Source organism: Nocardioides caldifontis (genome assembly GCF_008087345.1).
Classification (GTDB): Bacteria; Actinomycetota; Actinomycetes; order Propionibacteriales; family Nocardioidaceae; genus Marmoricola_A; species Marmoricola_A caldifontis.
This window is the reverse complement of the sequence record NZ_ML701735.1, coordinates 467,975-487,184: the sequence shown is the minus strand read 5'-3', so window position 1 is coordinate 487,184 and position 19,210 is coordinate 467,975. Positions and strand designations below refer to the sequence as shown.

Genomic DNA, 19,210 nt, shown 5'->3' with positions numbered 1-19,210 from the left:
CGCGAGCCGGGTCATGATCGGTCCGCCAACCTCGCGAATCCGGACGAAAGGCGCCCTGTGGCCCGCACCCCTCTCCGTCCTGTGGCCGGGCGGTCGCTCGTCCGCGCACTCCCCGTCCCGTTGCTGACCCTCGCCGTGCTGCTGGCCGTCGTGCTGGCCGTGGTGCCGGCGAACCCGGCCAGCGCGGCTGTCGCCACCACGCTCGAGGTGGCGGTGCCGGCCCGCGCCGTCGTCGACACCGAGGTGACCGCGCGGGCGGTGCTGCTCCGGCAGGACACCGGTGAGCCGGTCGCCGACGCCCAGGTGCGCCTCGAGCGGCGGAGCGGCGGACAGTGGTCGCGGATCGGTGCCGGTCGCACCGACGGCCAGGGGGTCGTGACCGCCACGTTCCGCGTCGAGCCGGCCGCCGCCGACAACGCCGTGCGCGCGGTCTACGCCGGCAGCGCCGAGCTCTCGCCGGTGACCAGCGAGGTGGCGACCGTGCGACCGCGCGTCCGGACCACCCGGCTGACCGTCAGCGGCCCCGCGAAGGTGGTCGACGAGAAGGTGGTCCGGCTGACGTTCCGCTGGCGGGCCGGGAACGGCGACCCCGTGCCCGGCCGGGCGGTGGTCCAGGTGCGCCAGGGCAAGGCCGGCTGGAAGCGGCACGAGCGGATCACCTTCGCCGCGGACGGCACCGCGTCGGTGCGCGTCGCACCGAGGGTCGACACCCGCTGGCGCGCCGTCGGCAAGGCCGGCCGCTGGTGGGCAGGGGACACCTCGCCGGTGCACAGGCTCGACAACGTGCCGCCGCTCTCGCCGGTCCGTTACCCGAAGGCCGCGCCGAAGCCCCGGGTGAAGCTGCCGAGCCAGAAGCGCGCCGTCGGTTCCGGCGCCAACGCCCGGGTGAGCCGGCTCAGCGGCAAGGTCTGGCGCTCGATGAAGGGGCGCAGCTGGCACCGTGGCTGCCCGGTCGGGCGCGGGAAGCTGCGGCTGGTCCAGGTCAACTACTGGGGGTACGACGGCTACCGGCACCGAGGGGAGCTGGTGGTGAACGCCGCCATCGCGGGCAAGACGGCCGGCGTGTTCACCGCGCTCTACCGGGACCAGCGGCGGATCCGGGCGATGTACCGCGTCGACCGGTTCGGCTGGTCCAAACGCGTCCGCGGCGCCGACGACTACCGTTCGATGGCCGCCGGCAACACCTCGGCGTTCAACTGCCGCGACGTGGTCGGGCGCCCGGGCGTCCGGTCGCCGCACTCCTACGGCCGGGCGATCGACATCAACCCGTGGGAGAACCCGTACCGCGCCAGCCACGGCTGGGTCCCCAACCAGTGGTGGGTCGGCCGCTCCCACCCCGACCTCGCCTGGCGCTCGAGCAGCCACCCGATGGTGCTGCTGATGCGCTCGCACGGGTTCCGGTGGACCTACGGCACCGGGGACGCGCACCACTTCGACGGCTGACGCCGGTCCGGGTCTGGTCCGGGCGGGCGAGCCTGGACCGGCCTCCCGGTCGGGTCGGTCTAGGCTGAGGAGCCGTACGTACCGCCCAGGACGAGGAGCACAGGTGGCCGCGATCGAAGCTGTGGGAGCACGGGAGATCCTCGACTCACGGGGCAACCCGACCGTCGAGGTCGAGGTGGCCCTCGACGACGGCACCGTCAGCCGCGCGGCGGTCCCCTCCGGCGCGTCCACCGGCGCCTTCGAGGCGGTCGAGCTGCGCGACGGCGGCGACCGCTACTCCGGCAAGGGCGTCACCAAGGCCGTCGACGCGGTGCTCGAGACGATCGGCCCCGAGCTCGTCGGCTTCGAGGCCTCCGAGCAGCGGCTCGTCGACCAGGCGCTGCTCGACCTCGACGGCACCGACAACAAGGCGAAGCTCGGCGCCAACGCGATCCTCGGGGTCTCCCTCGCGGTCGCCCGGGCCGCTGCGGACTCCGCCGACCTGCCGCTGTTCCGCTACGTCGGCGGCCCGAACGCCCACGTGCTCCCGGTCCCGATGATGAACATCCTCAACGGCGGGGCCCACGCCGACACCGGCGTCGACGTCCAGGAGTTCATGGTCGCCCCGATCGGTGCGGGCACCTTCGCCGAGGCGCTGCGCCAGGGGGCGGAGGTCTACCACGCGCTCAAGTCCGTGCTGAAGAAGCAGGGGCTCTCCACCGGGCTCGGCGACGAGGGCGGCTTCGCGCCCGACCTGGCGAGCAACCGCGCGGCGCTCGAGGTGATCGCGACCGCCGTCGACGCCGCCGGGCTGAAGCTCGGTGACGACGTGGTCCTGGCGCTCGACGTGGCGGCGACCGAGTTCCACTCCGACGGCGCCTACCAGTTCGAGGGCCAGTCGCGCAGCGCCGAGCAGATGCTCGCCTACTACACCGAGCTGTGCGACGCCTTCCCGATCGTCTCCATCGAGGACCCCCTCGACGAGGAGGATTGGGACGGCTGGAAGGCGATGACCGCGGCGCTGGGCAGCCGGATCCAGCTCGTCGGCGACGACCTCTTCGTCACCAACGTCGAGCGGCTCTCTCGCGGCATCGCGGAGGGCGCCGCCAACGCCCTGCTGGTCAAGGTCAACCAGATCGGCTCGCTGACCGAGACTCTCGACTCCGTCGACCTCGCGCACCGCAACGGGTTCCGCTGCATGATGAGCCACCGTTCGGGCGAGACCGAGGACACCACCATCGCGGACCTCGCGGTCGCCACGAACTGCGGGCAGATCAAGACGGGCGCGCCGGCGAGGTCGGAGCGGGTGGCGAAGTACAACCAGCTGCTGCGGATCGAGGAGGAGCTCGACGACGCGGCCCGCTACGCCGGCCGGGGCGCCTTCCCCCGCTACACCGCCTGAGCGGAGACGTCATGGCACAGGGAGCCTCCCCGGGCAGGGGACAGGGCGGCCGCGGACAGCGCGGTCGTCCCGCCTCCGCGGCCCGCCGCACCCCGGCGGGGCGCCCTGGCCAGCGCGGTTGGCGGAGCCGCTCGGCCGCTGCCGTCGCGGCGGCACCCCGACCCCGGCCGACCAGCCGCGCGGCGATCCTCGTGCTGGTCCTGGCGGTCCTCGCGGTCTCCTACGCCTCGAGCCTCCGCGCCTACCTCGAGCAGCGCGACCACCTCTCGTCGCTGCGGGAGCAGATCGCGGACTCCGAGGCCGAGATCGACGCGTTGCGCCGCGAGAAGCAGCGGTGGCGCGACGACGCCTACGTGGTCTCGCAGGCGCGGGCCCGCTTCGCCTTCGGCTTCCCCGGGGAGATCGGCTTCCGGGTGCTCGACGAGGACGGCAACCCGCTCGACCAGGAGGTCACGCTCTCCGACCCCAAGGCGCTCCAGGACGACGACCCGGAGTGGTGGGAGACCACGCTCGACTCGATCGAGACCGCCGGCAACCCGCCGCCCGAGGACACCGGGCCGGCGGAGAAGATCACGGTGCCCCCGCAGAAGCAGTCGGAGAACCAGGACCGGTGAGCAGCGCCGACGGGGGGCTGACCCCCGAGGAGCAGGACGTCGTGCAGGCACAGCTGGGGCGGCCGCCCCGTGCCGTGCACGCCGTCGGCCACCGCTGTCCCTGCGGCCACCCCGACGTGGTGACGACCGAGCCGCGGCTCCCGGACGGCACCCCGTTCCCGACGACCTTCTACCTCACCTGCCCGCGCGCCGCATCGATGATCGGCACCCTCGAGGGGTCGGGGCTGATGGCCGAGATGACCGCGCGGCTGGCGGAGGACCCCGAGCTGGCCCGTGCGTACGCCGAGGCGCACGAGCGCTACCTCGAGGCGCGCGAGGCGATCGGCCACGTGCCGGAGATCGACGGGATCTCCGCCGGCGGGATGCCCGACCGGGTCAAGTGCCTCCACGTGCTCGCCGGGCAGGCCCTCGCGCAGGGGCGCGGCGTCAACCCGCTCGGTGACGAGGTGCTCGACGCGCTGGGTGAGTTCTGGGCGGCCGGCCCGTGCGTGTAGCCGCCGTCGACTGTGGCACCAACACGGTGAAGCTCCTGGTGGCCGACCTCGACCCGGAGACGGGGTCGGAGGTCGAGCTGGTCCGGGAGGCGCGGATGGTGCGGCTGGGCCAGGGGGTCGACCGGACCGGCGAGCTCGCCGCCGAGGCGCTCGCGCGGCTCTTCGCCGCGGTCGACGAGTACGCCGCGCTCGTCGCGGAGCACGACGTCGGGGCGGTGCGGTTCTGCGCGACCTCGGCGGCCCGGGACGCCCGCAACGCCGAGGTGTTCCTCTCCGGGGTCGAGGAGCGGCTGGGAGTCCGGCCGGAGATCATCGCCGGCGCCGAGGAGGCCCGGCTCTCCTTCGACGGTGCCACCCGCGGGCTCGGCGACCGGCCGGCGCCGCTGCTGGTCGTCGACATCGGCGGCGGCTCCACCGAGCTGGTCCTCGGCAGTGCCCACGGCCGCGTCGAGGCCGGCCACTCGCTCGACATCGGCTCGGTGCGGATGACCGAGCGCCACCTGCACGGCGACCCGCCGTCGTCGGCCGAGGTCGAGGCGGCTGCCGCACAGGTCGAGGCCGCGCTCGACACCCTGCCAGGAGCGGGCGTCGACCTCGCCCGCACCGCGACCGCGGTCGCGGTGTCCGGCACCGGGCTGACCGTGGCCGCCGCGGTGCTCGGGCTGCCCCGCTTCGACCGGGAGGTGCTGCACCACGCCGTCGTGCCGGCGGAGGGGGTGCACGACGCCACCGCGATGCTCCTCGGGATGACGGTCGAGGAGCGGCGCGCGCTGCCCTACATGCACCCCGGCCGCGCCGACGTCATCGGCGCCGGGGCGCTGATCCTCGACCGGGTGCTGCAGCACGCCGGCGTCGACGAGCTGCGGGTCTCGGTGAGCGACATCCTGGACGGCATCGCATGGTCGCTGGTCTGAACGGGCCCGGCCTCCCGCACCCGCTGACGGGGAAGCGGTTCCCCTCCCCGGTGCCGCCCGGCACCGGCTGGCCCGACGACCCCGCCGCCCCGGACACCCCCGCCGCCGGCACGGCCGCCGAGGTCGAGGTGCTCGCCGCCGGCACCGACCTCGACGAGCTCACCGCGCGCATCTCGGTCTGCCGGGCCTGCGACCGGCTGGTGGCCTGGCGCGAGAGCGTGGCCGCGGTCAAGCGGGCCTCCTTCGCCGGCGAGCCCTACTGGGGCAGGCCGATCGCCGGGTGGGGCGACGACGACCCCGGCGTGGTGATCCTCGGTCTGGCGCCGGCCGCGAACGGCGGCAACCGCACCGGCCGGATCTTCACCGGCGACAAGTCGGGGGACTGGTTGTTCGCCTCGCTCCACCGGGTCGGGCTCGCCGCGCAGGCCACCTCCGTGCATGCCGGCGACGGCCAGCAGCTTCTCGGGGCGAGGATGGTGGCCGCGGTACGGTGTGCGCCGCCGGACAACAAGCCCACACCCGCCGAGCGCGACACCTGCTCGCCGTGGCTCCACCGCGAGCTCTCGCTGGTCCTTCCCTCCGCCGCGGTCGTGGTCTGCCTCGGCTCCTTCGCCTGGGACGCCGGGCTCCGTGCGCTGCGGCTGCTCGACTACGCCGTGCCCCGCCCCAAACCGAAGTTCGGTCACGGCGTCGAGGTCCGCGTCGACCCCCCAGACGGTGTCGAGCCGCCCCTCGTGGCGGGCCGGGAGGACGTCGAGCCGCCCCTCGTGGCGCGCGGGGTGACCCTTCTCGGGTGCTTCCACCCGAGCCAGCAGAACACCTTCACGGGCAAGCTGACCGAGCCGATGCTCGACGCGGTCCTCGGACGTGCGAAGGAGCTGGCCGACGCGGCCCGCTAGGTTCTCAGCGGCGGCCCCCGTAGCCCAACGGCAGAGGCAGAGGTCTTAAAAACCTTGCAGTGTGGGTTCGAGTCCCACCGGGGGCACCAGGCTGCCGCCCGCACTCCCGGTGGGACTCGCGTCGTGTCGGGCCCTACTTCTGGGTCCAGAGCTTGAAGGAGGTCACCTTCACGTTGGTGGACTTGAAGGAGGAGTCCGGGTTCGGCACCACCTTCGTCTTGGAGCCCTGGCCGATCTGCAGGGTGATCCGCGGGTACCACGTGCGGTCCTTGACCTCCATGATCCGGTTCCACCAGCCCTTGTCGGCCGCGGTGAAGGTGCTCAGCTTCCGGCCGTCGACCCAGACGGTGATCGAGCCCGGGACCTTCTCGATCGTGTAGGTGTGCTCGGCCTCCGGCTTGAACCACGAGTGGTTCTTGAGGATCAGCGGCTTCTTGATCGAGTCCTGCGTGGCGCCGTACTCGTTGTGCATCGTGATCGCGACGCGCTTCTGGTCGCCGGACCACATGCCGCCCATCCACTCCATGACGTCGATCTCGCCGTCACTGGCGTTCTCGGGGCGGAACCACAGCAGGCACGGCCAGATCCCGGAGAGGTCCTGGAAGGTGCCGGTGACCTCGGCGCGGAAGTAGTTCGGCACGACCAGCTTGCCGCTGCGTCCCACGATCTCGCCGGAGGTGAACGGCCGGTTGTAGCCGGACTCGCGCTTGCCGGCGATGTTCAGCCCACCCGACCCGGCGGTGACGTTCTTCGCCATGTTGATCGAGTTGTCGTTGTTCTGGGTCTGGTTGTTGTAGATCGTCCAGCCGTCGAGGTTGTTGAACTTCGTGTCGTACTGGAGCTGCCAGCCGCTCGGGTCCGGCGACGGCGTCGGGGTCGGCGTGGGGGTCGGGGTCTTGGTGGGCGTCGGCGTGGGGGTCGGGGTCTTGGTGGGGGTCGGCGTGGGGGTCGGGGTCTTGGTCGGGGTCGGGGTCGGGGTGGGCGTCGGGGTCGGCGTCGGGGTCGGCGTCTGAGTCGGGGTCGACCCGTCGATCGGCACCTCGTACACCGGGCTCAGCAGCCCTTCGCTGCCCATCAGCAGCTTCGTGCCGTCCCGCGAGTAGGTGACCGACTCGCCGTCGAGGAGCACCGGCTTCAGCCCGACCTTCGCTGTGCCGCCGACGGTGGTGTAGGTGTGCGTCGACAGCCCGGTGACGAGGGTGAACTGAGCGCCGTCGGGGGCGAAGGCGCCGCCGCTCACGCCGGCCGGTGCGGTGGCCACCTTGGTGAGCTTGTTGGCCCGGGAGGTGCTGAGCCTCGCAGGAGCCTTGTAGATCGCGCCGCCGAGGAGCCCGGTGGTCACGACGTAGACCTGGCCGGACTTCGGGTGGACGAGGATCGCCTCGGAGTTCTGCGGGCCGTCGGGGTAGGTGAAGGTGTACTTCGTCGCGCTGACGGTCATGTCCTCCTCGAACGTCGCGGGCTCGTTGAGCTTGTAGACCGCGATGTTCGGCCGGTTGCGCAGGTCGTCACCGACGTCGCCCACCCAGAGGGTGCGGTTCGGCCCGGAGGCGACGTCCTCCCAGTCGACGTTGGTCGCGCCGCGCACGTTGAGGACCGCCTGGGTGCCACCGCGCGTGTCGATCGCGAACAGTCGGGCGCTGTCGCCCTTGTCGTTGTGGGTGAAGTAGAGGTTGCTGTCGCGGCTGCTGGCCGCGAGACCGCTCGAGCCGGTGATGTGGCTGTCCCAGATGAGGAACTTCGGCACGAGCTGGCCGAGGTCGAGGGCCTGTGGTGCGGCGCCCGCCGAGACGGCGAAGGCGGCGAACGGTGCGACGACCGCGGCTGCACAGGCAGAGGCGAGGATGCTGCGACGGATCAAGGCTGCCTCCCAACAGACTTGCGACGGCCCGAGGGTGTGCGACTCGGACCCGACTCCCAGGTGTGGGCCGCGACGTCAGGGGGCTGGCGTCCCGGCTGGCCGAGAAGGTACCCAGCCGGTGACGCGCGCAACACGCTGGTTCGGACGTTCGTCGCCGATCTCGCGAGAACGGCTCAGCTGAGCCATGATCGGGCCGGGTCGATCGGCGGGGAGGGCTACGCAGTTTTTCGCTGCGGGCCGCCGGCAGGCGCTGGTACGACGGTGCGCCGGGCGGCGAGGTGTCTCGAAGGCTACTCCTTCCCGCCCCTGGGCGGGCGGAAACCGGAGCCCTCTCGCTAGCATGCGGGCCCACCGGAAGGACCCCTCGTGCCGTTCTCCCTGCGTCCCGTCGACCCAGCCGCCGACGCCCCGCTCCTGCACCGCCGGGTCGTCGCGGACCGCGCCGAGTTCTGGGGGATGCAGGACGCCTCGGTCGATGACGTCGCCGCGATCTACGGCTGGATCCAGGAGCAGCCGCACCTCGCTGCGTACCTCGTCGAGAGCGCCGCCGATCGTCCGCTCGCGCTGCTGCAGACCTACGACCCCGCCGTCGACGAGATCGGTGCCTTCTACGAGCGTCGCCCGGGAGACCTCGGGGTCCACCTGCTCCTCAGCGACGACCCCGACCGCGCCGGCCGTACGGCGGAGCTCGTCTCGTTCGTCCTTGCGTGGCTGTTCTCCGACGCGACCGTGACGCGGCTGGTCTTCGAGCCCGACGTACGCAACGAGAAGTCGCGCGCCCTGCTCGCCCGCATCGGGGCCGTCGAGGGGCCGCAGGCCAGGATCACGACCGAGCACTCGGAGAAGGAGGCGCAGTTCTACTTCCTGCTGCGGCAGGACGCGCCGGCTCGACCCTGAACCAGGGTGAAGATGCGACGGCTCGACCCTGAACCAGGGTGAAGATGCGACGGCTCGACCCTCATCGGGCGTGAGGACGCGACGACTCGTCAGAGGCGGCGCAGGGCGGTGCAGAGCAGCGCGGGCTCGCCGAGCTCGTCGGTGGCGTCGAGGTCGACCTCGGCCTCGACGACCCAGTCGCGGTGGCCCTCGGGGTCGTCGAGGGTCTGGCGGACCTTCCAGCACCGCCCCTCGACGGTGACGTCGAAGAGGTCGGGGCCGCGCGCGTCGGGGCCGGTGCCGATCGAGTCGTGCTCGGCGTAGTACGCCTCCAGCGCCTCGTCCCAGGCGGACCGGGTCATCACGACCTCTCCCGGCGGCTCCCACCGCGCGGCGCTCTCGAGCTCGAGGGCGGCGAGCCCGTCGACGTCGTCGCGGGCGGCGAGGAGGACCCGCCGGAACACCGCGTTGCGGACCATCACGCGGAGCACCCGCTCCTGCTGCGAGAGGGTGCGCGGCGGCGCCGGCGCCTCCCGGTGCTCCACGACGTGAGCCGGGTCGGCCAGGGCCTCCCACTCGTCGAGCAGCGAGGAGTCGGTCTGGCGCACCGTCTCGCCGAGCCACTCGACCAGCTCGTCGAGCTCGGGGGAGCGGTGTGCCTCGGGCACCGAGTGGCGGAAGAACCGGTAGGCGTCGGTGAGGTAGCGGAGCACCAGCCCCTCCGACCGGGCGAGCTGGTAGCGGCTCACGAAGTCGGTGAACGTCATGCCGTGCTCGTACATCTCGCGCACCACGGACTTCGGGGTGAGCGCGTCCTCGCGGAGCCACGGGTGGGTCTGCCGGTAGATCTCGTACGTCGCGGTGAGCAGCTCGGCGAGCGGCTGGGGCCAGGTGATCTCGTCGACGAGCCGCACCCGCTCCTCGTACTCGATCCCCTCGGCCTTCATCTCCGCCACGGCCTCGGCGCGGGCGGCGTTCTGCTGCGCGAAGAGCACCTGCCGCGGCGGTTCGAGCACGCTCTCGATCACCGAGACCACGTCGAGGAAGTGCTCCGAGGACTCGGGGTCGAGCACGTCGAGGGCGGCGAGCGCGAAGTGCGCCAACGGCTGGTTCAGCGCGAAGTCGGGCGGCAGGTCGACGGTGAGGACGTAGCGGCGGCCGTGCTCGTCGACCTCGTCGAGCCGGGTCAGGACGCCGGAGGCGACGAGCGAGCGAGCCAGCCGGAGGGCCCGGCGGGCGAGCCGGAGCTGGTTCGGCCGCGTCTCGTGGTTGTCGGTGAGGAGCCGGCGCAGGACCGGGAAGGCGTCCTCCTCGCGCGCGACGACGTTGATCACCATCGCGTTGTCCACCTTCATCCGGGACACCAGCGTCTCCGGCTTGCCGTTGACCAGCTTGTCGAAGGTCTGCCGGGTCCAGACGACCGCGCCCTCGGGCGGCTTCACCCGCTGCACCTTCTTGAGCTTCTTCGGGTCGTCCCCGGCCTTGCGGACCCGTCGCTCGTTCTCGATGACGTGCTCGGGCGCCTGGACGACGACGTAGCCGAGGGTGTCGAAGCCGGCCCGTCCCGCGCGGCCGGCGATCTGGTGGAACTCCCGGGCGCGGAGGATCCGCTGGCGGCTGCCGTCGAACTTCGCCAGCCCGGTCAGCAGCACCGTGCGGATCGGCACGTTGATCCCGACGCCGAGGGTGTCGGTGCCGCAGACCACCTTGAGCAGCCCGCGCTGCGCGAGCTGTTCGACGAGCCGGCGGTAGCGGGGCAGCATCCCGGCGTGGTGCACCCCGACGCCGTTGCGGAGCAGCGCCGAGAGGGTGCGGCCGAACCCCGGACCGAACCGAACGCCGGCGGTGTGCTCCAGGATCCGGTCCTTCTCCTCGCGCGTCACCAGCGAGGTGGAGCGCAACGAGGTCGCGTGCTCGACGGCGGCGGCCTGCGTGAAGTGGACGACGTACGCCGGCACCTGGCCGCTCGTCACCAGCTCCTCGACGGTCTCCTGCAACGGGGTGACCGCCCACTCGAAGCTGAGCGGAACCGGCCGCTCGGCGTCGTCGACGACGGCCGTGGCCCGCCCGGTCCGTCGGGTGAGCTCCTCCTCGAAGCGGGTGACGTCACCCAGCGTCGCGGACATCAGCAGGAACTGCGCCTGCGGCAGCTCGAGCAGCGGCACCTGCCAGGCCCATCCCCGGTCGGGCTCGGTGTAGTAGTGGAACTCGTCCATCACCACGAAACCGACGTCGGCGCGGGAGCCCTCGCGGAGCGCGATGTTGGCGAGCACCTCCGCGGTGCAGCAGATGATCGGGGCGTCGGCGTTGACCGCGGCGTCGCCGGTGAGCATCCCGACGTTGCCGGCGCCGAACAGGTCGACCATCGCGAAGAACTTCTCGCTGACCAGCGCCTTGATCGGAGCGGTGTAGAAGGAGACGCGGTCGGTGGCGAGCGCCGCGAAGATGCCGCCGGTGGCCACCAGCGACTTCCCCGACCCGGTCGGCGTCGCGAGCACGACGTTGCTGCCGCTGAGCAGCTCGATGAGCGCCTCGTCCTGGTGGGGGTAGAGGGTCAGCCCCTCGTCGGAGGCCCACCCCGCCACCTCGTCGTACAGCCGGTCGGGGAGCGCCTCGGGCGCCACCTCGCCGGCGGGCGGGACGCGGTCGGCGAGGGAGGAGGGGGAGGACATCGCCTCCACCCTAGGAGCGGGCCGTCACCCGCTCCGGTCGGGACCCGCCCGGTGCCCGGTGACGCGGATGACGACACGACGCTCGGCCTCCATGGCGCGGCGGTAGTCGTCCCAGTCGTCGTGCTCCCCGGAGATGCTGCGGTAGTAGCCGACGAGCGGCTCCATCGCCTCCGGGAGCGACACCACCTCGGCCTCGCCCTCGACGAAGAGCCACTGGCCGAAGAACCTCTCGGTCAGCACGCAGAGCTGCGCCCACGGGTCGCGGCGCAGGTTCCGCGTCTTGTACGCCGTCTCGCGGCTGCTCACCACGAAGCGCCCGTCGTCGTCCACGGTCACCAGGACCGGGCTCTGCTGGATCCCGCCGCCCGGGGTCCGCGTCGCGAGGACCGCCCGGTGGTGGGTGCGGACGAAGTCACGTGCCTGCTCGAGCTCCATGGAGCCACTGTGCCCGGAATGCCCGGCGGTCGACGACCGTTGACCCGGGGTGACCGACCTCAAGCTCTCCGTCCTCGACCTCGTGCCGGTGCGGTCCGGCCAGACCACCACCGACGCCCTCCGGGCCAGCCTGTCGCTGGCGCGGGTGGCGGACGGCGCCGGGTTCCACCGCTACTGGGTCGCCGAGCACCACAACATGCCGGCCGTCGCTGCGACGAACCCGGCGGTGCTGATCTCGATGGTCGCCGCCGCCACCGAGCGGATCCGGGTCGGCTCGGGCGGCGTGATGCTGCCCAACCACGCCCCGCTCGTCGTCGCCGAGCAGTTCGCGCTCCTCGAGGCGGCGCACCCCGGCCGCATCGACCTCGGCATCGGGCGTGCGCCCGGGAGCGACCCCGTGACCAACTGGGCGCTGCGCCACGGCGGGGGAGGCGTCGAGGCCGACGCGGTCTCGCGGTTCCCCGAGCACGTCGGCAACGTGGTGGCGATGCTGAGCCCGGCCGGTGTCGGGCTCGACCTGCGCGGGCGCACCTACGAGCTGCGGGCCACCCCGGTGGCCACCTCGGTCCCCGACGTCTGGCTGCTCGGCTCCTCCGACTACTCCGCGCGGCTCGCCGCCGAGATGGGGCTGCCGTACGTGTTCGCCCACCACTTCTCCGGTCAGGGCACGGCCGAGGCGCTCGAGCTCTACCGCACCGGGTTCCGGCCCAGCGACCTCGCCGACCGGCCGACGACGTTCCTCACCGTCAACGCCTGCGTCGCCGAGACCGCGGAGGAGGCCGAGCGGCTCGCCCGCCCGTACCTGCTCTCGATGGTCGCCCTGCGCACCGGCGGCGAGCTGCGCCCGCAGCTCACCGTCGAGGAGGCAGAGGCCGTCGAGCTCCCGGCCCAGCACCAGTCGCTGTACGACGGGATGCGCAGCCGGTGGGTCGTCGGGGACCCGGAGACGGCCCGGAAGCAGACCGAGGAGCTCGCCACCCGGTTCGAGGTCGACGAGGTGATGGTGCACCCCGTGGCGGGCGAGCACACCGACGCCGACCCGGGCCGCAACGTCGGCCGCGAGCGCACCCTGGAGCTCCTCGCCGACCAGCTCTCCGGGTAGCCGCGCCCGCCCCGGCGAGCGGGGATGGCAGGGTTGCCCCCATGACGTATGCGGTCGGAGTGGACGTGGGCGGCACGAAGATCGCCGCGGGTGTCGTCGACGAGCACGGCACGGTCGTGGAGAAGACCCGCGTGCCCTCGCCCACGCACGACCCGGTGCTGCTCCAGCAAGCCGTCGCCTCGGTGATCTCCGAGCTCAAGGTGCGCCACGAGATCGGTGCGGTCGGCGTCGGGGTGGCCGGCTTCGTCACCGCCGAGCGCCGCGGCATCTACTTCGCGCCGCACCTGCCCGAGGGGCTCGACACGATGGCCGACGCGATCGCCGAGCAGGTCGGGCTGCCGGTCGTGGTGGAGAACGACGGCAACGTCGCCGCCTGGGCGGAGTACGCCTACGGTGCCGGCCGCGGTGTCCCCGACCAGCTCATGGTCGCCCTGGGCACCGGCGTCGGCGGCGGGCTGATCCTCGGCGGCGAGCTCTACCGCGGCGGCCACGGCGTGGCCGCCGAGGTCGGTCACCTCACCGTCGTGATGGGCGGCCGTCCCTGCAAGTGCGGCCGCCGGGGGTGCCTCGAGCAGTACGCCTCGGGCACGGCGCTGCAGAGCGAGGCCCGCGCTCGCGCCGCCGACGGGCGGGCGCCCGCGCTGCTGGCCGCGGCCGGTGGCGACCCGGCGGCGGTGACCGGGGTGATGGTGACCGAGCAGGCGCGGGCCGGGCGCCCGGAGGCGCTGTCGCTCTTCGACGAGCTCGCCGCCTACCTCGCCAACGGCATCTCGTCGCTGGTGTCGGTCCTCGACCCGACGCTCGTGCTCCTCGGCGGCGGGCTCAGCGCCGCGGGGGAGCTGCTACTCGAGCCCACCGTGGCCGCCCTCGCGAAGGAGATCACCGGCCGCGGCGAGCGCCCGGCGCCCGAGCTGCGCGTCGCGGCGCTGACCAACGACGCCGGGCTGATCGGCGCCGCCGACCTGGCCCGGCGCACCCACGGCTGAGCTGGCGCCGGGGTGCGCGAGACGTGACGACTCGCCCCACGGTGTCTTCTAAGGAACAGTTCAGGGTCTCTCCCTAGACTCGACCCGGCAGCACCACGCACGGGGTCCCCGTGCACCGACGACCACCGCGGCGTCGGTCATGCCGGCGAGGAGTGACCACAGATGCAGAGCAGCAATCCCGTCTTCCGACGCACCGAGGGGTTCAACGGCCAGGGGCGCGCGCAGGCACGGAGCGGTGTCAGCTACCCCGCCTACGGCGCGCCGACCCAGACGGCCCCGGGCTACCCGCAGACCGACTGGCAGGCTCAGGGCTACCTCCCGCAGGCCGACCAGGGGCGGATGACCGTCGACTCGGTCGTCCAGAAGACCGCGATCACGATGGGCGTCGTCATCGTCGCCGCGGCGGCCACCTGGATCCTCACCGGCGACGTCCACGACGCCGAGTCGGCCAGCACCCTCTACACGCTCTCGATGCTCGGCGCGCTCGGTGGCTTCGCGCTGGCGATGGTCAACTCCTTCAAGCGCGTGGTCAGCCCCGCGCTGGTGCTCGCCTACGCGGTCCTCGAGGGGATCTTCGTCGGCGCCTTCAGCAAGGTGATCGAGGCGACGTTCGGCGACCCGAACAACCCGGGGCTCGTCATCGGCGCGGTCGTCGGCACCCTCGCCGCGGTCTTCGGCACGCTGGCGGCCTACAAGTTCTTCGACATCAAGGTCGGCCAGAAGTTCCGCACCTGGGTCGTCGCCGCGATGTTCGGCTTCGTCGCCGTCTCGCTGCTCGACTTCGTCCTGGCGTTCTTCGACAGCAGCTTCGGGGTCAACGGCTTCGGCGGCCTCGGCCTGGTGATGAGCTTCATCGGCCTCGGGCTCGGTGTCCTGATGCTGATCCTCGACTTCGACTTCGTCGAGCGCGGCATCGAGGCCGGGCTCCCGGAGCGCGAGTCGTGGCGTGCGGCCTTCGGCCTCGCGGTCACCATCATCTGGATCTACATCGAGCTGCTCCGGATCCTCGCGATCCTGCGCGGCAACGACTGACCGCACCGGCTCCACGAGGAGGGCGTCCCGGCTCCGGCCGGGGCGCCCTCCTGCACGTCCGGGGCTCCGCGCCGCTGCCTAGGATCGCCGCGTGCGCCTGTTGCTGATCCGCCACGGCCAGACCCCGAACAACGTCACCGGGGCGATCGACACCGCCGTCCCCGGTGCGCCGCTCACCCCGCTCGGCCACGCGCAGGCCCGCGCGGTGCCCGAGGCGCTGCGCGGGGTCGACGTGGCCTCGGTGCACGCCTCCACCCTGGTCCGCACCCAGCTGACGGCGGCGCCGCTCGCCGAGGCCGCCGGGGCGGAGCTGCAGGTCCACGACGGGCTCCGCGAGATCGGTGCCGGCGCGCTGGAGATGCGCGCCGACGAGAAGGCGGTGCGCAGCTACGCCGAGTGCGTCGCGGCGTGGATGCGGGGCGAGCTCGACCGCGCCATGCCGGGCGGCTCGACCGGCCACGACTTCCTCGAACGGTACGACGCAGCCCTTCGCGCCGCACTCGGCGACCACGGTGACGACGACACCGTCGCGGCGTTCAGCCACGGCGCCGCGATCCGGGTGTGGACGACCAACGCTGCCCGGCTCGACCCGGAGGTCACCGTCCGGCTCCGGATGCCGAACACCGGGATGGTGGTCCTCGTCGGCGACCCCGAGCGGGGGTGGCAGGTCGAGCAGTGGCCGACAGCCCCGGTGGGCGGCCCGTCGCTGGAGGACCGCCGCGCCCACGACGTCACCGGGGACACCCCGGAGGAGGCCGTCGACGAGGCGGCCGGCTGAGCTACTCCGGCTCGTTCCGGGCGTCCCCGCCCACCTCGAACGGGGTCGTCACCCCGGCGTACATCAGGTGCGCGACCAGCCCGTCCCTGGCGTGCTGAAGGTTGTGGCAGTGGTCCATCCAGACACCGGGGTTGTCGGCGACGAACGCGATCTCGAACCGCTCTCCATCCTTGACGTTGAGGCTGTCGAACCACCACGGGCTGCCGGTGGCCCGCTGGCCGTTGCGGGAGAGCACGACGGCGTGGTGGCCGTGCAGGTGCATCGGGTGGACGTCGCCGCTGCTGTTGTCGATCTCCATCGTGACCACGTCGCCCTCGGCCACCATGAACATCGGCACGTCGGGCCACATGTGGCCGTTGATCGTCCACCACAGCCCCGGCTTGCCCTGGAGGAACCCGGGGCGGCGACCGATGTGGTAGTCGAAGCTCCGGTCGGCGTCCGCCGGCGAGAACCCGAGGTCGGCGGGGGAGCCGTAGGAGAGCAGGTCGAGCTCGTCCTCGGGCTCCTCCACGGCCGGCGCCTCGGCGCCCTCCGGGCCGAGGACCAGCGCGGTGGCGGAGCCCACCTGCACGCGGACCGGCCGGCCGTCCGCGGGGACGGTCACCTCCAGGTCCGCCCGGCCGCCCGCGGTCACCGTCAGGTAGCGGTCCTCGACGGGGGTCGGCTCGTTGACGTCGGTCGCGTCGATCGCCAGCACCCGGTACGGCGCCCCGGTCCACGTCCGCACCGGGCCGTTGTCGGTGTTGACGACGCGGACCCGCACGGTGCTCCCGGGGTCGACGGGGACCGCGACGTCGCCCTCCTCGCCGTTGAGGGTCCGCCGGCCGGAGTAGGTGTGGGCGACGGCGAGGACCTCTTCGGTGGCCGTGGTGACGGCCCGGTCCTGCTTCCGCGGCTCGACCACCAGCGCGCCGTACAGCCCGCGGACGACCTGGCGGTGGGAGACCTGGTGGGAGTGGTACCAGTAGGTGCCCGCCTGGTCGGCGACCCAGCGGTAGGTGTGCTCCTCGCCGACCCCGACGGCGTCCTGGGTGACCCCGGCGACCCCGTCCTCGGCGTTCGGGACGTCGACGCCGTGCCAGTGCAGCGCGATGCCGTCGTCGACCGACTCGTTGCGCACCCGCACCTCGAGCAGCTGCCCCTCCCGGACGCGGATCGTGGGCCCGGGGGAGGTGCCGTTGAGGGTGTAGCCGTCGACCGTGCGGCCGGAGGCGAGCTCGATCTCCTCCTCCGCAGCGACCAGGTCGACCTCGACGTCGGCATCCCGGTCGGTGTCCTCGACGAGCTCCTCCACGCTGACCGCGGGCACGCTGGCCGACCCCGCGTCGTGGCCGCTGCCGTGCCCACCGTGGCCCCCGTCCCCGTGGCCGAGCTCGGGACCGCCGCCGTAGTCGACGTACCCCATGTCCATCACGCTGTAGGTGTCGGGCATGCGGCTCGCCTGCCACATCCAGGCGAGCGGCACGACGATGGCGAGGGTGGCGGCGACGGCAGCGAGCAGCCGCCAGCGGTGCTTGGTCAAGGTGAAGGTTCCGGGGAAGGTGCGGGGCGAGCTCGCGTCAGACGCGCGTCGGCTGCTGGGTCTGGCCCGGCGCCGTCGTGGTCGGTGGCGGGACCGTCTTCGACCTCATGAACGCCATCACCGCGAGCCCGAAGAGGAGCAGGGCGTTGGCGCCGTGGATCCCGCCGGCGATCGCGTAGCTGTGGCCAAGGAGCCCGAGCACGACCTGGACCACCGTGAAGAGCAGCACCAGCCCGGCCCAGAGGATCCCCTTGGGCACCTTCGCGAAGAACGAGACGATCAGGAGCAGGAGCGCCAGCAGCGGGATCACCATCATCCCGTTGATGCCGTGCATGATCAGCCCGGCCAGGCCGTCGAACTCCGCGTCCTCGTTCTCGAGCAGCGCCTTGTCGAAGGAGTTCCCCTCGTCGACCCAGAGCACGAGGGCCGCGACCCCGAACGCCATGGTCGCCGCCTGGACGACGACCTCCAGTGCGATCAAACCCGCCAAGAAGCGGTACACACCTCTCATTGCTGCCTCCGAGTGCACGTCGCGGGTGGTGGACCGGCTCAGTCTGCGCCATCGTCCAGGCGCTGTCCCCGGTATTTGGGCCCGCCCCCGCGGGCTCGGGCCAACCTCGGGCCCAAGGTCCGCACGGTTCGGGCCGCGTGACCCAGGGGGCCACTGCTCGTTCTGGCTCACGGGGGCCCTAGCGCCGGCGAGAGGTGGAGCGAGCGGTGGCAGCGAGAGGTTCAGCAGTGGGTCCGGCGACGGGCGGTGCGGGGCGCCGGTGGGCGGTCGCGGGTGTGGTCGCCGCCCTGGTGGCGGGCGTCGCGGCCGTCGGGGGACCGGCCACCGCCGAGCCGCCGGTGCCGGCCGGGGCGGCCGTCCGGTCCGAGCCCGGGGCGCTCCCCGACGGTCGCACCGTGATGCTGGTCGGCAACAACTGGGACGGCACCGTCACGATCGTCGACGCCCGGACCCGCAAGGCGCTGGGGACGATCGACGTGGTCCCCGACAAGCAGGCCGAGCTGCGGTCGATCTACCTGCGCCCCGACCGGCTGCTGCTCTACCTGGCGATCCAGCAGGTGGTCGCCGAGGGCCACGACCAGTACGTCGACGACATCTTCACCACCCGTGACGGCCGCTACCTGGCGGTCTCGCGGCCGAGCCTCGCCGACGTCGTGTGGATCGACCTCGCGAAGGCGGTCGCCGGCCGGAAGGACAGCATCGTCGCCGAGGCCTCGATGGACGGCTTCCGCACCGACCACATGGGCGTCTCGCCGGATCGTCGCCGGCTGCTCGTCTCGGACTCCACCGAGCGGCAGGTCATCGAGTTCTCGATGGTCGACGAGGTGCTGCCGGACGGCACGAAGGTGACGATGGGGCAGCGGCTCCGGACCTTCCCGTCCGGCGACACCCCGCACGAGAACAACTACTCGAAGGACGGGCGCCGGATCTACCACGCCTCGATCGGGCGCGTGTACACCCCCGGCGACTACGGCTACCTCGGCCCGATCGACGTCGACCTCGTCCACGACGCGATCAAGGCGGACCGCTGGCTCCAGGTGGTGCGGGAGGAGGACTTCTCGATCCTGCGCCGCTGGGACATGGGCCGCGAGCTCGAGGAGTTCGGCCGCGACGACATGAGCAGCGCCGTACGACCGGTCGCGATCACGCCCGACGAGAAGACCATGTACGCCCAGGTCTCGTTCTTCCACGGGCTCGTGGAGTTCTCGCTCGACGCCCCCGATCCGACAGGCGGCGGCGACTACGTCCTCGGCGGCGAGCCGGAACCGGCCGTCGGACGGGTCACCCGGCTGATCGACCTGCCGGTCAAGGAGTCGGTGCGGTGGCTCCCGCGGGAGAAGTACGTCCTCGACTCCGCCCACCACGGGCTGGCGATCAACGAGCGCGGCACCAAGCTGTGCGTGGCCGGGACGATGTCGGACTACGCAGCGATCGTCGACCGGTCGACCTTCACGCCGACCGTCCTGCAGGGCCGGGGGCGGTTCCTCACCGACCGCAGCTACTCCAAGCCCTACTGGGCCACCGAAGGGCCCGGGAACACCTGCTGGATGTCGATGAGCGGCAGCGACCTCGTCACCGTCATCTCCTTCGCCGAGGAGGAGGTCGTCGCGGAGATCCCGGTGGGGGACCACCCGCAGCGGGTGCGTGAGGGCACCGTCCGGGAGTCGGTGCTCCGCGGCTTCTGACGGTC

The 19,210-nt window shown here is 72.6% G+C and carries 17 protein-coding genes and 1 tRNA gene; 13 read left to right on the top strand and 5 right to left on the bottom strand.

Annotation, left to right across the window (positions count from 1 at the left end):
* Nucleotides 1–57 precede the first annotated feature (57 nt).
* The 7 genes from FIP57_RS02270 (at nt 58) to FIP57_RS02240 (ending at nt 5,834) form a co-directional block, all read left to right on the top strand.
* Nucleotides 58–1,443 (top strand): M15 family metallopeptidase, encoded by a 1,386-nt coding sequence (locus FIP57_RS02270; RefSeq protein ID WP_148571513.1) that lies wholly within the window; start codon nt 58–60, stop codon nt 1,441–1,443.
* 103 nt (nt 1,444–1,546) lie between these two features.
* On the top strand, nt 1,547–2,824 hold the full coding sequence (eno, locus tag FIP57_RS02265) for a phosphopyruvate hydratase (protein ID WP_148571512.1): 1,278 nt from the start codon (nt 1,547–1,549) through the stop codon (nt 2,822–2,824).
* An 11-nt stretch (nt 2,825–2,835) separates the two neighbouring features.
* Entirely contained in the window at nt 2,836–3,438 is a 603-nt protein-coding gene (locus FIP57_RS02260) for a septum formation initiator family protein (RefSeq protein WP_148571510.1), read from the top strand.
* Nucleotides 3,435–3,932 carry a DUF501 domain-containing protein gene (locus tag FIP57_RS02255; protein ID WP_148571508.1) on the top strand — a complete coding sequence of 166 codons (498 nt, stop codon included), beginning with the start codon at nt 3,435–3,437 and terminating at the stop codon, nt 3,930–3,932. The genes FIP57_RS02260 and FIP57_RS02255 overlap by 4 nt, the downstream gene beginning before the upstream one ends.
* Nucleotides 3,923–4,846 carry a Ppx/GppA phosphatase family protein gene (locus tag FIP57_RS02250; RefSeq protein ID WP_148571506.1) on the top strand — a complete coding sequence of 308 codons (924 nt, stop codon included), beginning with the start codon at nt 3,923–3,925 and terminating at the stop codon, nt 4,844–4,846. Before FIP57_RS02255 ends, FIP57_RS02250 begins: the two co-directional genes overlap by 10 nt.
* A complete protein-coding gene (locus tag FIP57_RS02245) occupies nt 4,831–5,745 on the top strand; it encodes a uracil-DNA glycosylase (protein ID WP_148571504.1) in 915 nt (304 codons plus the stop codon). The genes FIP57_RS02250 and FIP57_RS02245 overlap by 16 nt, the downstream gene beginning before the upstream one ends.
* Nucleotides 5,746–5,758: 13 nt before the next feature.
* Nucleotides 5,759–5,834, top strand: a tRNA-Leu gene (locus FIP57_RS02240).
* Nucleotides 5,835–5,878: 44 nt separating this feature from the next.
* On the opposite strand, the gene FIP57_RS23520 is transcribed toward FIP57_RS02240, so the two are convergent.
* Complete coding sequence (locus FIP57_RS23520) at nt 5,879–7,606, bottom strand: glycoside hydrolase family 16 protein (RefSeq protein ID WP_148571502.1); 1,728 nt, start codon at nt 7,604–7,606, stop codon at nt 5,879–5,881.
* Between the two features lie 366 nt (nt 7,607–7,972).
* On the opposite strand from FIP57_RS23520, the gene FIP57_RS02230 reads away from it, so the two are divergent.
* The gene (locus FIP57_RS02230; protein ID WP_148571500.1) at nt 7,973–8,503 is read left to right on the top strand and encodes a GNAT family N-acetyltransferase; all 531 of its coding nucleotides are present in this window, start codon (nt 7,973–7,975) and stop codon (nt 8,501–8,503) included.
* 89 nt (nt 8,504–8,592) lie between these two features.
* On the opposite strand, the gene FIP57_RS02225 is transcribed toward FIP57_RS02230, so the two are convergent.
* The gene (locus FIP57_RS02225; protein ID WP_148571498.1) at nt 8,593–11,154 is read right to left on the bottom strand and encodes a DEAD/DEAH box helicase; all 2,562 of its coding nucleotides are present in this window, start codon (nt 11,152–11,154) and stop codon (nt 8,593–8,595) included.
* Nucleotides 11,155–11,178: 24 nt separating this feature from the next.
* Nucleotides 11,179–11,589 carry a PPOX class F420-dependent oxidoreductase gene (locus tag FIP57_RS02220; protein ID WP_148571496.1) on the bottom strand — a complete coding sequence of 137 codons (411 nt, stop codon included), beginning with the start codon at nt 11,587–11,589 and terminating at the stop codon, nt 11,179–11,181.
* Between the two features lie 49 nt (nt 11,590–11,638).
* Here FIP57_RS02220 and FIP57_RS02215 point away from each other — a divergent pair, with 49 nt between their 5' ends.
* The 4 genes from FIP57_RS02215 (at nt 11,639) to FIP57_RS02200 (ending at nt 15,487) form a co-directional block, all read left to right on the top strand.
* On the top strand, nt 11,639–12,691 hold the full coding sequence (locus FIP57_RS02215; RefSeq protein ID WP_148571494.1) for an LLM class flavin-dependent oxidoreductase: 1,053 nt from the start codon (nt 11,639–11,641) through the stop codon (nt 12,689–12,691).
* A gap of 41 nt (nt 12,692–12,732) precedes the next feature.
* Complete coding sequence (locus tag FIP57_RS02210; protein WP_148571492.1) at nt 12,733–13,677, top strand: ROK family glucokinase; 945 nt, start codon at nt 12,733–12,735, stop codon at nt 13,675–13,677.
* 162 nt (nt 13,678–13,839) lie between these two features.
* Nucleotides 13,840–14,709 carry a Bax inhibitor-1/YccA family protein gene (locus FIP57_RS02205; RefSeq protein ID WP_148571489.1) on the top strand — a complete coding sequence of 290 codons (870 nt, stop codon included), beginning with the start codon at nt 13,840–13,842 and terminating at the stop codon, nt 14,707–14,709.
* A 91-nt stretch (nt 14,710–14,800) separates the two neighbouring features.
* Nucleotides 14,801–15,487, top strand: coding sequence for a histidine phosphatase family protein (locus FIP57_RS02200; RefSeq protein WP_148571487.1), 687 nt, complete (start codon nt 14,801–14,803; stop codon nt 15,485–15,487).
* A 1-nt stretch (nt 15,488) separates the two neighbouring features.
* Here FIP57_RS02200 and FIP57_RS02195 read toward each other — a convergent pair whose 3' ends face one another.
* Together FIP57_RS02195 and FIP57_RS02190 are read right to left on the bottom strand one after the other, a co-directional pair.
* Nucleotides 15,489–17,009 (bottom strand): multicopper oxidase family protein, encoded by a 1,521-nt coding sequence (locus FIP57_RS02195; protein WP_238993216.1) that lies wholly within the window; start codon nt 17,007–17,009, stop codon nt 15,489–15,491.
* A gap of 37 nt (nt 17,010–17,046) precedes the next feature.
* Nucleotides 17,047–17,490, bottom strand: coding sequence for a hypothetical protein (locus FIP57_RS02190; RefSeq protein ID WP_203230997.1), 444 nt, complete (start codon nt 17,488–17,490; stop codon nt 17,047–17,049).
* A gap of 257 nt (nt 17,491–17,747) precedes the next feature.
* On the opposite strand from FIP57_RS02190, the gene FIP57_RS02185 reads away from it, so the two are divergent.
* Nucleotides 17,748–19,205: a YncE family protein gene (locus FIP57_RS02185; RefSeq protein WP_203230996.1), complete on the top strand. Its 1,458-nt coding sequence runs from the start codon at nt 17,748–17,750 to the stop codon at nt 19,203–19,205.
* Nucleotides 19,206–19,210: the final 5 nt, after the last annotated feature.

Bases quoted from the DNA above. Each gene is read 5' to 3' on its own strand.
- FIP57_RS02260 (WP_148571510.1), top strand. From the start codon at position 2,836: ATGGCACAGGGAGCCTCCCCGGGCAGGGGACAGGGCGGCCGCGGACAG.
- FIP57_RS02245 (WP_148571504.1), top strand. From the start codon at position 4,831: ATGGTCGCTGGTCTGAACGGGCCCGGCCTCCCGCACCCGCTGACGGGG.
- FIP57_RS02225 (WP_148571498.1), bottom strand. From the start codon at position 11,154: ATGTCCTCCCCCTCCTCCCTCGCCGACCGCGTCCCGCCCGCCGGCGAG.
- FIP57_RS02220 (WP_148571496.1), bottom strand. From the start codon at position 11,589: ATGGAGCTCGAGCAGGCACGTGACTTCGTCCGCACCCACCACCGGGCG.
- FIP57_RS02210 (WP_148571492.1), top strand. From the start codon at position 12,733: ATGACGTATGCGGTCGGAGTGGACGTGGGCGGCACGAAGATCGCCGCG.
- FIP57_RS02205 (WP_148571489.1), top strand. From the start codon at position 13,840: ATGCAGAGCAGCAATCCCGTCTTCCGACGCACCGAGGGGTTCAACGGC.